This window comes from Photobacterium piscicola, assembly GCF_900166965.1.
In the GTDB taxonomy this organism is placed as follows: Bacteria; Pseudomonadota; Gammaproteobacteria; order Enterobacterales; family Vibrionaceae; genus Photobacterium; species Photobacterium piscicola.
This window is the reverse complement of sequence record NZ_FUZI01000002.1, coordinates 69,826-85,600: the sequence shown is the minus strand read 5'-3', so window position 1 is coordinate 85,600 and position 15,775 is coordinate 69,826. Positions and strand designations below refer to the sequence as shown.

14 protein-coding genes are annotated in these 15,775 nt (G+C 36.3%); 8 read left to right on the top strand and 6 right to left on the bottom strand.

Going from position 1 to position 15,775, the window contains the following annotated elements:
* Positions 1-60: 60 nt before the first annotated feature.
* The 6 genes from CZ809_RS06655 (at position 61) to uhpC (ending at position 6,920) form a co-directional block, all read left to right on the top strand.
* Complete coding sequence (locus CZ809_RS06655) at positions 61-1,725, top strand: L,D-transpeptidase family protein (RefSeq protein ID WP_080156651.1); 1,665 nt, start codon at positions 61-63, stop codon at positions 1,723-1,725.
* Positions 1,726-1,926: 201 nt separating this feature from the next.
* A complete protein-coding gene (mepK, locus tag CZ809_RS06650; protein ID WP_080156650.1) occupies positions 1,927-2,481 on the top strand; it encodes a peptidoglycan L,D-endopeptidase MepK in 555 nt (184 codons plus the stop codon).
* Between the two features lie 79 nt (positions 2,482-2,560).
* Positions 2,561-3,214, top strand: coding sequence for an MBL fold metallo-hydrolase (locus CZ809_RS06645; RefSeq protein ID WP_080156649.1), 654 nt, complete (start codon positions 2,561-2,563; stop codon positions 3,212-3,214).
* Between the two features lie 208 nt (positions 3,215-3,422).
* On the top strand, positions 3,423-4,031 hold the full coding sequence (gene uhpA, locus CZ809_RS06640) for a response regulator transcription factor UhpA (RefSeq protein ID WP_080156648.1): 609 nt from the start codon (positions 3,423-3,425) through the stop codon (positions 4,029-4,031).
* Positions 4,031-5,587 (top strand): signal transduction histidine-protein kinase/phosphatase UhpB, encoded by a 1,557-nt coding sequence (gene uhpB, locus CZ809_RS06635; protein ID WP_080156647.1) that lies wholly within the window; start codon positions 4,031-4,033, stop codon positions 5,585-5,587. Before uhpA ends, uhpB begins: the two co-directional genes overlap by 1 nt.
* Before the next feature lie 37 nt (positions 5,588-5,624).
* Entirely contained in the window at positions 5,625-6,920 is a 1,296-nt protein-coding gene (gene uhpC / locus CZ809_RS06630) for an MFS transporter family glucose-6-phosphate receptor UhpC (protein WP_080156646.1), read from the top strand.
* A 2-nt stretch (positions 6,921-6,922) separates the two neighbouring features.
* Here uhpC and CZ809_RS06625 read toward each other — a convergent pair whose 3' ends face one another.
* Positions 6,923-7,585 carry a DUF2982 domain-containing protein gene (locus tag CZ809_RS06625; protein WP_080156645.1) on the bottom strand — a complete coding sequence of 221 codons (663 nt, stop codon included), beginning with the start codon at positions 7,583-7,585 and terminating at the stop codon, positions 6,923-6,925.
* Positions 7,586-7,883: 298 nt separating this feature from the next.
* On the opposite strand from CZ809_RS06625, the gene CZ809_RS06620 reads away from it, so the two are divergent.
* Together CZ809_RS06620 and CZ809_RS06615 are read left to right on the top strand one after the other, a co-directional pair.
* Positions 7,884-8,264 carry a MarR family transcriptional regulator gene (locus CZ809_RS06620; protein WP_080156644.1) on the top strand — a complete coding sequence of 127 codons (381 nt, stop codon included), beginning with the start codon at positions 7,884-7,886 and terminating at the stop codon, positions 8,262-8,264.
* Between the two features lie 207 nt (positions 8,265-8,471).
* A complete protein-coding gene (locus tag CZ809_RS06615; RefSeq protein WP_080156643.1) occupies positions 8,472-8,777 on the top strand; it encodes a hypothetical protein in 306 nt (101 codons plus the stop codon).
* Between the two features lie 79 nt (positions 8,778-8,856).
* On the opposite strand, the gene CZ809_RS06610 is transcribed toward CZ809_RS06615, so the two are convergent.
* The 5 genes from CZ809_RS06610 to queE form a co-directional block, all read right to left on the bottom strand.
* Positions 8,857-10,047, bottom strand: a complete 1,191-nt coding sequence (locus CZ809_RS06610) for an amino acid aminotransferase (protein WP_080156642.1) — start codon at positions 10,045-10,047, stop codon at positions 8,857-8,859.
* 177 nt (positions 10,048-10,224) lie between these two features.
* The gene (locus CZ809_RS06605; protein WP_080156641.1) at positions 10,225-11,511 is read right to left on the bottom strand and encodes a GGDEF domain-containing protein; all 1,287 of its coding nucleotides are present in this window, start codon (positions 11,509-11,511) and stop codon (positions 10,225-10,227) included.
* A 168-nt stretch (positions 11,512-11,679) separates the two neighbouring features.
* Entirely contained in the window at positions 11,680-12,972 is a 1,293-nt protein-coding gene (locus CZ809_RS06600; protein WP_080156640.1) for a GGDEF domain-containing protein, read from the bottom strand.
* Positions 12,973-13,172: 200 nt separating this feature from the next.
* On the bottom strand, positions 13,173-14,573 hold the full coding sequence (asnS, locus tag CZ809_RS06595) for an asparagine--tRNA ligase (protein WP_080156639.1): 1,401 nt from the start codon (positions 14,571-14,573) through the stop codon (positions 13,173-13,175).
* A 263-nt stretch (positions 14,574-14,836) separates the two neighbouring features.
* Positions 14,837-15,517, bottom strand: coding sequence for a 7-carboxy-7-deazaguanine synthase QueE (queE, locus tag CZ809_RS06590; RefSeq protein ID WP_162841595.1), 681 nt, complete (start codon positions 15,515-15,517; stop codon positions 14,837-14,839).
* Positions 15,518-15,775: the final 258 nt, after the last annotated feature.

Genomic DNA, 15,775 nt, shown 5'->3' with positions numbered 1-15,775 from the left:
CTATATTTAATCATCAAATATAGTTTTACTTTCATGCTGACGTGTGAATAGGGGTATTTAATGACATTTATTAAGAATGCTTTTTTTATTGTCATATTAGTATTTATCAGCTTTTACTTACAAGTACAATATGCCTATTCTCAACAACTTGGAGATAATCGTGAACAGACCTTATTAAATATAAATAACCCATCGTCCTCATTAGTGACTATCAATAAACCGACAAATATGCTTAATGGTGCCCAACGATGGGTTGCAGATGCTAATGCAAATAAAGCACGTCTTAAATATCCTTCAATATTAGTTGAATTATATTTATCAACCGGATTTCGTCAATTTTGGGAGAGCAAACAAGTAATAAATGATTTTATAGATCAACTTCGTATTCTTAGTCTATCTGAAACAAATAAAGAATTAACCGCTAGGTACCATTTATTGATTCAATTACAACAACAAAGAAACTGGCAACAATATGATGTTATAGCAACAGATACCTTATTAATCTATATCAGTTTTATTGAACAGTTACATGGTAAAGGTAAATTGTGGTTGTTTGGTGAAACCGCTCCTTCAACATTACCACCACCTAGTCGTGTAGCGATTGAAAATATGCTTGATAATTATGAGAATCATCGTTTTAATCAATTTATTGTTCGCTTAAAACCACAGCTTTCAGAATATAATCAATTAGTCGCATCAATCAATAAATTGGATTCTCAACATGCATTCCGTTGGCCAGTATTGAGGTTTAATGGCAAAGTTGATCCAGGAAAAAATATTACCTTTATACCCAGTTTACTTATAATACTTGAACGATTAGGTGACATATCACCTCGTGAAGCTAAGCGTTACCAGCAACAGCATAAATCGCTATATACTGGTACGTTGGTGTTGGCAATAAAACGCTTTCAAGCGAGGCATGGCTTAAAACGTGACGGTGTTATTGGCTCGCAAACACAACAATGGTTAGCATTAAATCCCACTCAACGTGTACGGCTATTAGCATTAAATGCACAACGGTTACGGTTGTGGTCGACTAGCCTTTATACGGGTATTGTTGTGAATATTCCAAGCTATTATATGAAGTTATGGCTGAATGGTCGTTGGGTTATGAGCAGCAAGGTGATTGTTGGCAAGCCATCGCGGCAAACCCCGATTTTTAACTCTGTGGTTAATTCTGTGGTCTTTAATCCCTATTGGAATGTACCCAATTCAATTATGAAGAAAGATATATTACCGAAGGTGAAGCGTAGCCGGAGTTATTTGAGACGCCATAATTATGAAGTTATTCGTAGTTGGAGTAGTACTGAAAAAATAAATATAAATTCAATTCCTTATGATTTATTTTCGCCAAATAAATTCCCATACCGTTTACGCCAAAAACCAGGTAAAAAAAATGCGTTAGGTTTATATAAATTTAATATTCCCAATAACCAAGCTATTTATCTGCATGATACATCATACCCGGTATTATTTAATAAGCATGACCGTGCACTGAGCTCTGGTTGTGTACGTGTGCTGGAATCAAAATCATTGGCTTTGGCATTATTACAATATTCAGGAAAAAATGAATCTCAATTTAACACATTTTCTAGAAGTAAAAAAACGCGCACAATTAGTCTTAATAAAGGAAAAAAAGTGCCAGTTGAAATTATTTATCAAACGGCATGGGTTAATGATGAAGGCGCGGTCAATTACCGTTTTGATATTTATGAATATGACTAATGACAACAAATAATGTGCTATTAATTTCTTCTTACAATAATAATTTCGTGTAAGTTAATGATATTTAAAAATAGATTTATCAATTTGATATTATGTGACTTGTGTATTTGACTGCTTAATTAACTGAAGATAATGTTTTGCAACATTGGTATATGAATTGCTTTAGCAATAGATAACATTATTTTTTTGGTTGTGTAAGTTATGTCAAATTTAGATATTAGTCGCCGTAAATTTTTAACATTAAGTGGAATCGCTGTTGGTGCATGCATGCTTCCTAATATTGCTCAAGCAAGTTCTTTTCAAGCAACAACACCTCGAACAATGTTATTGCGCAATTTGCATACAGGTGAAGAATTAGAAACGAAGTACTTTAATGGTAAAACGTATGTGGGAAAAGAAGTTCGACGCTTAGATCACCTTTGCCGTGATTTCCGTCAAAATGAAATTGCTCGTATAGATCGTCGTTTATATGATGCTATTGCACAAATTCAATCTTACCTTGGTCATGAAGGTTATGCGCAATTATTTTCAGGTTATCGCTCATCTAAAACCAATAAGATGCTAGCAAAACGCGGTGGTGTTGCAAAGAAGAGCTATCATATGAAAGCTCAGGCTATTGATTTTAATCTTGAAGGTGTGCCTTTAGCTAAAATACGTAAGGCGGCGTTAGATTTAAACATTGGTGGCGTTGGTTATTATCCAAATAGTCAATTTGTTCATATTGATACTGGCCCCGTCCGTAATTGGAGAGGGTAGTTTATTGTTGTGTCATCTGTATTTTTAAGGATATTCGTGGCATGCTTCGCTAAATAGTGTCTCCGTTTAGGAAGTATGAATGAGTCTTCAATATAAAATAGTACCAGTAACACCGTTTCAACAAAATTGTTCTATTATCTGGTGTGATGAAACACATCAAGCTGCGATTATTGATCCCGGTGGTGATATTGAGCAACTTCAAAAAGAAGTGGCAGCATTGGGTGTTAACGTTACTCAATTATTACTTACCCATGGGCATTTAGATCATGTGGGTGGCGCTGAACCTCTTTCTCAGATCCTTGAGGTTCCGGTGATTGGTCCGCAACAAGATGATGAATTTTGGCTACAAGGTTTACCTCGTCAAAGCGAAATGTTTGGCCTTCCAATGACAGAAGCATTTTCGCCAACTCAATGGCTTAATGATGGCGACATGGTAACTGTAGGTAATCAAACGTTACAAGTACTTCATACTCCAGGTCATACGCCTGGGCATGTAATTTTTTACAGTGCGAATGCGAAAGTTGCATTTGTCGGAGACGTATTATTTAAAGGGGGTATCGGTCGTACTGATTTCCCTCAAGGTAATCACCCAACATTGATTACTTCGATCAAAACTAAATTGTGGCCTTTAGGTAATGACGTAACGTTTGTTCCCGGGCATGGTCCATTATCTACTTTTGGTCATGAGCGAGTGACTAACCCGTTCGTAGCCGACGAAATGCCACTATATTAAACTAACTGTGTGACTTGACCGTTAGTTGCACAGTACAGATAAACTAAGTTAATAACCACTGGTGATTTTATTGGCAGTGGTTTTTGCGTTTTTTAAAACCAAATAAACATTTAATGGGCTAGAGCTTGCATGAATTTATTTCAAACGGTACTTTATGTCGATTAAGACTTCTTTTGTTGTTTTTTAATGCTTATGGGTATGTCTCGTTATGATTACAATCGCTTTAGTTGATGATCATGTCATTGTCCGTTCTGGTTTTGCTCAATTATTATCGTTAGAACCAGATATGAAAGTTATTAACCAATTTAGTTCGGCACAAGAAGCGCGTAATGGCTTAGCTAAGCAAGCTGTTGATGTCTGTATTATTGATATTTCAATGCCAAATGAAAGTGGTTTAACATTACTCGAAGATGTAGCCAATAGTGCGGGTTGTATTATGTTAAGCGTGCATGATTCAGCAACAGTGATAAATAAAGCATTAACAACGGGCGCAAAAGGGTATCTAAGTAAGCGCTGTAGCCCTGATGAACTTGTTCAAGCCGTACGAAAAGTTGCAAAAGGCGAATCTTATTTAGCATCTGATATCGAAATGCAATTAGAAACCACAGATCCTTACCAACAATCTATTGCATGTTTAACCAAACGTGAGCGCCAAATTAGTGAAATGTTGGCTGCGGGATTAGACGTTAAAGCGGTTGCGGTTGAATTAGGGTTAAGCCATAAAACTGTTCATGTGCATCGTGCGAATGCAATGGACAAACTTAATGTGAGTAATAATGTTGAGTTAGTTAAATATTTTCCGCTAGAAATATTGTAATGCGTCATTATGTATTGACGTCATTAGGCGGGGGATTATTTTTTATTTGTAGTTGGTTTTGCTTGTGGGTTATTGCTTTTTATTTTCTTGTTGACCCTGCATTAGCCATTCTATTTTTCCCTTTTGCATTGAGATTAGGAATAACACTGCATACTGCTAGCCGCTATTGGATTGTCATTTATGGCACTGAATGGGGGCTGATTTTATTATTGGCAAAAGCGCTTAATGATCTTCCGTGGTGGCCCATTTTAATTGCGAGTATTTTATCATGGCCCGTATTGTGGTTTGCTCGCCGTTATTATTATGGCGATCAATGGCGGCAGTTATTCATTATGGCAGCAGTTATTGTCTCCACTGCGGTGATTAATGTTGTTATGGTGATGGGATTTCGATCTATCGTTCAACTACCGCTATCACCAATGGGTATGATCTTTCTAATCAGCGTCACTGGTGGATTAATGCTAGTGCCTACGTGTTATTTATTATGGAGTTTCTTGTTTAATCGGTCATGGATTCCACTTACCGTCGCTCTTATTTCTAAGCCATTAGAATTACGTCACCGTGATCTGTGTTTATATGCCTTACTTTTTATTGCTAATATCTTATTACAAGTAAATTTGCCTGATGAGCTTAGCCGTTTTGCTCCTTTTTGCTTAGCCATACCTATTATTGTGCTTGCCTTTCGTCATGGGTGGCAAGGTGCATTACTTGGAACATTGCTTAATAGTATTGCGTTAATTGCAGCTCGAAGTGATGTTAGTAATATGGAAATTACGGATTTATTATTATCACTCTCAGCACAAAGTTTAACGGGAATTCTGTTAGGTCTTGGCATTCAACGGCAACGAGATCTTAATACCAAATTATCATCAGAGTTAGGTCGAAATCAGGTTTTATCGCGTCAATTAATTAAGACAGAAGAGTCTGTTCGACGAGATGTAGCTAGAGAATTACATGATGAAATAGGCCAAAATATTACCGCGATCAGAATGCAAGCCAGCATTTTGAAACGGGTGGAGTTAACGCCGGTTACTCAGCAATGCTCGTCGACCATTGAGCAATTATCGCTTAATATTTATGACACAACCAAAGGCTTATTATCACGGTTACGTCCAAAAACATTAGATGATCTTGGTTTAGCTAAAGCTGTAGAGCAAGTTGTGTGTGACTTAAAACTAGAAGATAAAGGGATTGAGGTTGCTATGGCATGGGGGCGTCATCAGCCACCATTGTGTGATACGACAAGTGTAACGCTATACCGTATTTGCCAAGAAGCATTGAATAATATTGCTAAATATTCACATGCCACAGAAGTTATTATTGAATTACAAATTGATCAACAAATTAGATTACAAATTGAAGATAATGGGGTTGGATTTAAAGCAGAAGATGCTTTTAAAGGTTTTGGTCTTCGAGGCATTCGTGAGCGGGTTGAAATTCTAGGAGGACAGTGTTCGATAGTCAGTCACCACCGTGATAGTTTCCAAGAAAACGCCTCACAAAAACAAATTACAAATACGGGTACAACACTAGCCATTATTTTACCTTTAACATAATGACAATCTTTAACTCCTTTATATAATCAGGTACCACATGGCCGTATTATCAGATCCAACCGTTGATCAACGCTATAAATATTGGCGGTTGCATATCATGGTCAGCATGTATATTGGTTATGCGGGATTTTATTTAACCCGTAAAAATTTTACTTATGCAATGCCAACCATGATTGCTGATTTAGGTTGGGATAAAGCCGATATTGGTATGATGGGCACGTTATTCTATCTGACGTATGGGTGTTCAAAATTTATTTCAGGCATGATATCAGATCGCTCTAACCCTCGTTATTTTATGGGAATAGGGTTAATTGCGACAGGCATTATAAATATCTGTTTTGGCTTTTCCAGCTCAATCGTTGCGTTTACGTTATTGTGGATAGCCAATGCATGGTTTCAAGGGTGGGGTTGGCCTGCTTGTTCTAAGTTATTAACAACGTGGTATTCACGCTCTGAACGTGGCTTATGGTGGTCATGTTGGAATACTGCTCATAATGTTGGTGGAGCATTTATTCCATTACTGGTGGGGTTTTTAACCGTGCATTATGGCTGGCGCTACGGTTTTTTTATTCCCGGTATTATTGCTATTGTGATTGGTATTGGTCTCTGTTGGCGTTTACGAAATAAACCGACGGCGATGGGGCTACCTAGTGTTGGTTTATGGCGTAATGATTATTTAGAAGTTGCCCAAGAAAATGAAGGGATTGGCCTCACTCAGCGACAAGTTTTATTTAAGTATGTCTTAACCAATAAGTATTTGTGGTTACTCGCGGTAAGTTATGTGCTGGTTTATATCGTTAGAACAGCGATTAATGACTGGGGTAATATTTATTTAACGGAACAGCACCATTATAGTCTGTTGTCTGCAAATGGAGCGTTATCACTTTTTGAGATTGGTGGTTTTTTAGGATCTCTTGTGGGAGGCTGGGGCTCAGATAAATTATTTGGTGGTAACCGTGGTCCAATGATCCTGCTTTTTTCTATGGGCATCTTTTTGGCGGTTGCTGCGTTGTGGTTAATGCCTGTCACTAATTATATTTTGCAAGCAGGTTGTTTTTTTGCAATTGGCTTTTTTGTTTTTGGTCCGCAAATGCTAATTGGTATGGCTGCCGCAGAGTGTTCTCATAAAGATTCAGTCGGCGCTGCAACAGGTTTTGTTGGCTTATTTGCCTATATGGGGGCTGCATTAGCGGGATATCCACTGGCTATTATTATGAATCATTATCATTGGACAGGCTTTTTTGTTGTTATTTCCGTCGCTGCAGCATTAATTGGGTTGTTGTTATTGCCTTTCCTTAAAGCTCAAAAGGTTACTACTGCTGTTTCATCATGAAATTAAGCTGCAGCTTTATAGCGACGTAATAGGCCAATAAAATCGTTTACAGGGCGATCAAGCACATTATCCGCAATAAAAAAATCAAACCCTAGTAATTCTCGATTATAACGCATTCGATTGGCAAGCATTGCTTGAAGTCCTTGAAATTGTTCACCGCTACTGGTTATAAATGGATCATCATCAAATAATATATCCTCAAGTTGATGGGTTGGGTGAGCGCTGTGCTTAAGTTCCATGACCAGTAAAATACGTTGTTCTAGTAACAGTCTAGATGCAACGCGTGGGCAGATAGTTCGAATAAAATCATCATAACTTTTTAAACGAATGCCAATCCAAGGTAAGGGAAGATGCCATCCATCTGATGACAGTGTCACGTTCCCTATATGCTGAATATTATGCCATGTTGTTGACCAACCCCCATAGTGGCTATGAAATTGGCAATGCATAAAGGTCAATGTGAAACTCATGGTCGATGGATTGAAGAAGGTGGCAGTAAATAGCAAAATACACCCAAATGATATAGCGATCATCAAGAGGCTTATTGTTGGTAATTGAGTATTAAAATAACTTAATAAAGCAAAGGTGAGAGTGGTAAATATTATTGCTATCCAGATAAAATGTTTTGTGGTCAGTTTTTCCGTATGAATATGAAGCGTTTCCATCACAGCCTCCTAAACCATTCAAACGACGATGATGATGTTATTATCGCGATCAAATATATATTATAGATGTATTTGTCTAAAAAAGAATTCCGATGAAAATGATGAATTTGATGCATACTTTTACTAAAAATGCGTCCAAATTCGCAATTATTTGATGTTCGTTTGTGAGTGATCATATTTATCGGCGGATAAATAACCGTTTACTGGTAATTGTTACATAACCTTGGTATAAAACGCGCTCACTTTTTCTCGATGAAAAGAGTGGAGATTGAAAAGTAGTGTAACGGAGTAAAAAGTAATGAGAATTTCTCACAAACGTAATGTTCAACGTAAACTGCATAAACAGAAACCTCTTTTAAGCAATACAGTCTTAGCAGTTCAAAAGATGCCAGAAGTTGAATTAGTTATTGATACGGCAGTGGTTACTGACCCTATTATTTCTAAGCCAACGACTGTTTCTAAGCCAATTGCAACGCTGACACCTAAGCAACAACAAGTACTAGATATTGTTGTAAGCCACACTGATGGTTTAAATCCAAAAGGTATTGGTTTACAAGCAGGCCAAGAAGAGGCTAAAGCGGCTTCTTGGGCTACTGGTGCGCTAAAAAAACTAACAGAAGAAGGGTTAGTTGAGCGCATCCAATTGGCAGGGAATAAAGTGTTATATAAAGCACTTTAAGATATGCTAATCCCGCTTCTCTTTAAGAAGCGGGGATTTCTTCGTTTGATTATGATTTTTCTCCTCTTTTGTCCCCTTATCACAACTATTGTCTATACTATTATTATCTTTAAGACATAAAACCGACGCTTTTTTTTTACTCTGCTATAACTATAAACAAGGAGAGTAATTCTCAAGGAGTACGCAGAATTCGGAGAAACTGATCTTATGACGATGATAAGTGCAAAGGAATTTTCTGGTTGGCTACTTGAACGATTTGCAGATGAAACACAGGGAGTATCCCTCAGTCGCGAAGATATTAATATGTTAACAGGGAGACAAAGTTTTTCTCTTGGTTATATTCACGATATACATTATGAAGTGATGCGGCATGGAATGGCGTTTGTAACTGATACCACAAGAGAAATGTTTTATCTTGTTCCAATATCAGAACGGCCTTGGCGTAAGCAATTAGAGAAGCATTATGAACATGATCTTTATTGTAACGTATTACCATTGAATAAATCAGGCTAATAATATTTTTATCATATAATAGTAAAAAAAAGAGGATAATTATCCTCTTTTTTTATGGGTATAGTTTATTTTTTATGCGTTACAAAACGGCAGCAATACCTTGGCATAACGGTAACATATTTGATTTGGTCATACCGGCAACGCTGATACGACCAGAGCCTACTATATAGATAGCAAATTCTTCTTTGAGACGTTTTACTTGGTCTTTATTAAGGCCTGAAAATGAGAACATACCATTTTGACGCTCAATAAAGCTAAAGTCGGTATCAACACCACATTGTTTTAGTGTTGCTACAAATAATACGCGCATTTCTTGAATACGATCGCGCATTTCTGTAACTTCTTGTTCCCATTCAGCACGTAATACCGCATCGTTTAGAATCTGTGTCACAATAGCCGCACCGTGAGCAGGTGGGTTAGAGTAAATAACACGTGCAATAGATTTCACTTGGCTGAATGAAGTCACTGCTTGCTCAGCGTTCTTGGCAACTAAAGTAAAAGCACCTACACGCTCATTGTAAAGGCCAAAGTTTTTAGAGAATGAACTAGCAACGAGGAGTTCCGGCATTTGATCGGCAAAGATACGCAGTCCTTGTGCATCTTCTTCAACACCTTGAGCAAAGCCTTGGTAAGCAAAGTCAAACATTGGCAGTAATTGTTTTTCTAGGCAGAGCTTAGCCAGTGTTTGCCATTGTTGATTAGTTGGATCTATACCTGTTGGGTTATGACAACAGCCGTGGAATAAGACGACATCACCTGCATTTGCTTGATTTAAATCTGCCACCATCGCATCAAAATCGATATTTTTTGTGTGGGCGTTATAGTAACCGTAAGTCTTCGTCTCTAGGCCGGCGGCACCAAAAACACCATGATGGTTTGCCCATGTAGGATTACTGATCCAAACCGTAACATCCCCTAACTGGCGTTTAATAAATTCAGCAGCAACGCGTAATGCTCCTGTACCGCCAGGGGCTTGTGCCGTTTGAACTCGTTTTTCTGCAATAAGTGTAGAATCAGTACCAAAGAGTAGTTGCTGCACTGCTAAGCCATACTCAGGCGTTCCTGGAATGCCTAAATAAGATTTTGTTGTTTCTTGTGCTAATAAAATGGCTTCTGCTTTTTTTACAGTAGCTAAAACAGGTGTGTTACCTGCTTCATTTTTATAAATACCCACGCCGAGGTTAATTTTATGTGTTCTAGGATCAGCTTTAAATTCGTCTGTTAAACCGAGAATAGGGTCTGCGGGTGCTGCTGTAATCTTTTCAAACATATCGATCATCCATGGGTAGTTAAAGAGTTATGTTCCTATTTATACCCTTAGTGATAGAAGTTTGACAAGAGGGTGTAACAAATTTATGAATTTATAATTATGTTTTGTTATTGCATGCCTATGATCTTTAGCTCAACAACTATGGGCTATTTTGTATAGAATCAATTTAATTGTTATCTAAACAATGGTAGCTTGATTACGGCCATTATTTTTAGAGTGATAAAGTGCTTGATCTGCTACTTTATAGGCGTCATTAAAATGCATGTTAGTTGTACTGGTTCCACCAATAGAAATTGTAATATTAATGTCTAATATAGGACAGCGAGAAATTGAGTCACATATATTTTTGGCTTTTATTGTTAGTTGTTCTTTATTCATATCTGGAAACGATAATATAAATTCTTCACCACCCCAACGAATGGCGATATCTTTTTTCCGAATACAATTATTAATACGCTTAGTGACAGCACGAATAACGTCATCACCCACTTCATGACCATAGGTGTCATTTACATTTTTGAAGTGATCAATATCGATAATTAATAAATTAAAATTTTTCTGATTAATTAATTTACTTTCATAGTAGTCACGGCGATAAAAATGTGTCATTTGATCGTAGCGTAAAATGAAATTTTTATTAGCAATTAGCTGCGTTAATGAATGATATAAAAACATTAATAAAAGAGAGGGTAAAAAGGTGGCTTTTAAAAGAGTATAAAAATTAATCCCTAAGTTAATGGGATCAACGGTTGAACATGGTAATAACTCACTTGTGTGATAAATATTATTATTATCCATGCTAATAATTGTTATCTTGTTATTATTAAATTTAGCTAAGGTGTTTTTAAAAGCAGAGTTATTAATATCTATTGCCAAAAGAGAATCCAATTTTTTATTATTATAGATTGGATAATAAATAGTACGAATTATTTTATTAGTTCCTGGTTCTTTATATATATCGGTTAACTTTATATTACAGCCATAAAATGAACGATAAGTATCCATCAAGTCTTCATTTTTAACGATAGTATTAATGGCTATTTTATCATAACCTTTTAAATAAGCTGGTCTAAGAGGATCAAAGTGTGAATAATCTGATGCGGTTTCAAAAACGGCCACTGTCCATATATTATTATTAGTAAGTTGGTTGATATTTGAACGTAATTGGTTTATTCCTGTTGATAATATTTTAGCATTGGTTGGTGTGTTGACGATAACCGAGACACCATTAAAAATGTATGTCCCTTTATTTAAGGCAACAGTACTTGTATTGTTATAAAATGAACCAAACCGACGAGCAACAGAATAAACATTATTTAATGTAGTGATATACATATTTTGTAGTTTTTCAATATTGCATATATTATAAATAAAATATGCACTAGAACAGATCATGAAAAATAAGGTAAAAAGCTTTAAGTGAATTAACGTTTTTTTTAAAATACTATTTATAATTATACTCATTACTATCCAGAGATATTAGAACACGATATCATATTCTATATATTCCTTTTACAGATTAAAGTGAAAGATATACATCTTAACAATAAAATGTTTCTATTGATAGTTGAAAGTTAATCACCTGTGGTTATGCTTTATGATGATAAATATTCTTTGTGCTTTCTCACCTTTTTAGACAATAGTGTATTGGTTGCGTCCATTATTTTTAGAATGATAGAGTGCTTTATCTGCTAATTTATAAGCATCATTAAAATGACTATTGGTTGTACTTATGCCACCAATAGATACTGTGACATTAAGCGATAGTATAGGTTTCGAGTCAATCAAAGAGCAAAGATCCTTAGCTTTAATATGTAATTGTTTATTGCTTATATTCTGGAAGTTAATGATGAATTCTTCACCGCCCCAACGAACAGCGGTATCTGTAGGATCAATATAATTATTAATACGTTTTGCAATATGCCGAATAACTTCATCACCAATTTCATGTCCATAGTTATCATTGATTTTTTTAAAATGGTCGATATCAATAATTAATAAATTAAATTTTCGTTGTTTTAACCATTTTTTTTCATAAAAATCGCGACGATAAAAATGTGTCATCAAATCTCGTTGAATATTGTGTCTTTTTTTAATTAGATGAATTTTAAAATAGCCATATATTATACTTAATAGTAAGGCTGGTAGAAAAGTAACTCTAAATATAGAAAATAAATTAAATCCCATGTTCATTGGATGAATTTTTGAGCAGGGGAGTAATTCTTGTTTTGTATAAAAATTATTACTGTGATTGATATTAATAACCGTTAAATATTTTTTATTATATTGCTGTAGTGAGTCAGTAAAATCTTTACTTTTTATATCAATGGCTAATAAAGCATCAAGCCGCTTATTATTGTAAATAGGATAATATATAGTTCTAATCTGAGTATCAGAACAATCATCAGTATAACTTTCAGTTAATTTTAAATTACAACCATAAAAAGATTGATATGTATTAATTAAACCTTCACGCACAACAATTTGATGCATAGGATTATTTTCAGCATCGTTATTAAGTTTATTTGAATGTTTGGGTTTAATGGGACAAAAATGAGCATTATTCGTTGAGTTTTCAAAAACAGAAATTGCAGATACATTATTAGTGAGCTTATCTAACTCTGAGCGTAATAAACTAATTCCTTTTGATAGTTTTTTTACTTTTCCTGGGGTATTAATAATTATTGAAACATTGTCTATTTGATAATCAGCTTTAAGCTTATGTTCTTCAGATGCGTTGTTATAATAAGATCCAAAGCGACGAACATAAGAATATACTGTTTGTATTTTAGTTATATAGCGTTGATTGAATTTCTCAATATGATAAATATTGTATATAACATAAAAGCTAGAGAATAGAAAAAAAAGTAAAATAAAACTTTTTAATAGGGTTATAAAGTTATAGTTCGTATTATTTATTCTCATGGGTGTGCTTTTATTTATCGCTAGGTTTGTATTCTTTTGGTGAATATACTTTTAAACATAATCCATTTTCAAAATGAAATCAATATTTATAATACGAAAGAGGTATAGTGTTATAATGTAGCTTATATAAGTAATGATAATTGTGTTATAAAAAAAACCATCCGAAGATGGTTTTTTTTACGACTAATTACACTGGGTATTTAGAAGTTTGCAGAACGTGGTGTACGTGGGAATGGAATTACATCACGGATATTGCTCATGCCCGTTACGTAAGATACTAGGCGTTCAAAGCCTAGACCAAAACCTGAGTGTGGTACTGAACCATAACGACGTAAATCACGGTACCAGCCCATGCTTTCAGGATTTAGACCCATTTCAATCATACGTGCATCAAGTTGTTCTAAACGCTCTTCACGTTGTGAACCACCGATAATCTCACCAATACCAGGTGCAAGTACATCCATTGCTGCAACAGTTTTGCCATCTTCGTTCATACGCATGTAGAACGCTTTGATGTCTTTTGGATAGTTCTTCACAATTACTGGTGCTTTGAAGTGTTGCTCAGCAAGGAAACGCTCGTGCTCAGAAGACATATCAATGCCCCACTCAACATCGTTCTCAAACTGACGACCAGAATCTTGAAGAATCTTGATTGCATCAGTGTAGTCTACTTGTGCAAAATCAGACGTTACAAATTGCTCTAGACGAGTGATAACGTCTTTATCAATGCGAGAAGCAAAGAATTCAAGATCGTCACGACGCTCTTCAAGTACTGATTTAAATACATATTTCAGCATATCTTCAGCTAGTTTTGCTACATCATTTAGATCAGCAAAAGCTACTTCAGGCTCAACCATCCAGAATTCAGCTAGGTGACGACTAGTGTTTGAGTTTTCAGCACGGAAAGTTGGACCAAATGTGTATACTTTGCTTAGGGCACAAGCATAAGTTTCAGCATTTAATTGACCAGATACAGTCAGGAATGTTTCTTTGCCAAAGAAGTCTTTGTCAAAATCCACTTCGCCTTTATCTGTCATTGGCAGGTTTGCCATATCTAGCGTAGACACACGGAACATTTCACCAGCACCTTCACAGTCAGACGCTGTGATAAGTGGTGCAGACATCCAAATGAAGCCTTGCTCGTGGTAGAAACGGTGAATAGCTTGAGACAGGCAGTTACGAACACGAGCAACAGCACCAATTACGTTAGTGCGTGGGCGTAGGTGTGCAACTTCACGTAAGTACTCAATAGAGTGACGTGTTTTTGCCATTGGGTATGTTTCAGCATCTTCTACCCAGCCAACAACTTTAACTGCTGTTGCTGCTAATTCGAAATCTTGACCTTTAGCAGGAGAGGCAACAATTGTACCTGTGACTTCAACAGAGCAACCAGTTGTTAATTTAAGAACTTCTTCCTGGTAATTATTTAACTCATTAGAGACCACGGCCTGAATCGGGTCGAAACAAGAGCCGTCATAAATGGCAAGGAAAGAAATTCCAGCTTTGGAATCACGACGTGAGCGAACCCAACCGCGAACAGTGACTTCACTGTCTATAGCTAGTTTGCCGCTTAATACGTCTGTTACAGGCGCGTAAGTCATGTTTAAGTTATTCTCCGTTTAGGCACTTCACTTTGGAATTAAAGTATTACGTGCTTAAAGATATCGTTGTATAAGTAATATTACCTTTCTTACGTCAAGCATCAAGCATTGATCTCATTAGATTGATAAATTGATGTGGGAAAGTGGGATTTTACACAGAAGGTTGGTCAAGAAATGATCATTTTAGCAATGATAAGCAAATACTGTCTTATCATTGCGTTGTTATTCTTTGATGCTATAGCATGAGATGAAAGTGCTGCGGGTTAAGCAATTGCTAAATATTTATGGGTTTGGATCGATAAACGCCAATTACGCGCGATGCATGTTGAAATGCATAGTTCTGTTGCTCGTGGTTTTTGACTGATGGGTTGGAGTGCTATGGTGACATCAGTACGCAGCGTGACTGGCGCCAATAAAGTCTCTAATTGTTCTATGTCTTTATGAGTGCCTACGGGATGTTTGATCTCATTTGCACGTGCTAACGCCGAAGATAATACAGGCAATTTTGCTTTCATATTGATTTTAGGTGATACAGTTACCCACGTTTGGTCACTGGTTAATATCTCTGAAGTACCACTGGTTTCAATTTGACAGTTAAAGCCCGCTTTTTCTAAAGCAGTTGTTAGTGGACGTAGATCATAAATACATGGTTCTCCACCGGTGATCACCACATGTTTGGCGGTATAGCCTTGATCAACTAATAGATTAACGATGCCATTCGCATCGAGTTGGGTCCAAAGTGGAGAGTCTTCTGTTTTAATCATGATACGTTCAACGCTGACTAAATCTTCAGTTTCAGCTGTCCATGTCTGTTTGGTGTCACACCATGAACAACCAACAGGGCAGACTTGTAAACGGACAAAAATAGCAGGAACACCAGTGAATACACCTTCACCTTGAATCGTTTCGAAGACTTCATTAATTTTGTACACGCAGAACCTCATACTTCTCTTATCGCTACTTTTGGATATCGTAATCTAGCTGCCACCTGTGAATGACGTTTAGCAAAAGCACGGAGGAGATTAAATTTACTCATTGAATTTATACTCGGCGAAATGCCGATTTATCATTATGTCAGAAGCGAAAGCGGAAGTCTTTAGGGATTCCTCGTGACGGCTGTCACGTCCTGAGTACAAGAGACTTCACAATTACTTCGCAAAGTAAAAAAATTGAAAATCGAATGATATTTATCGCTGTTTTTC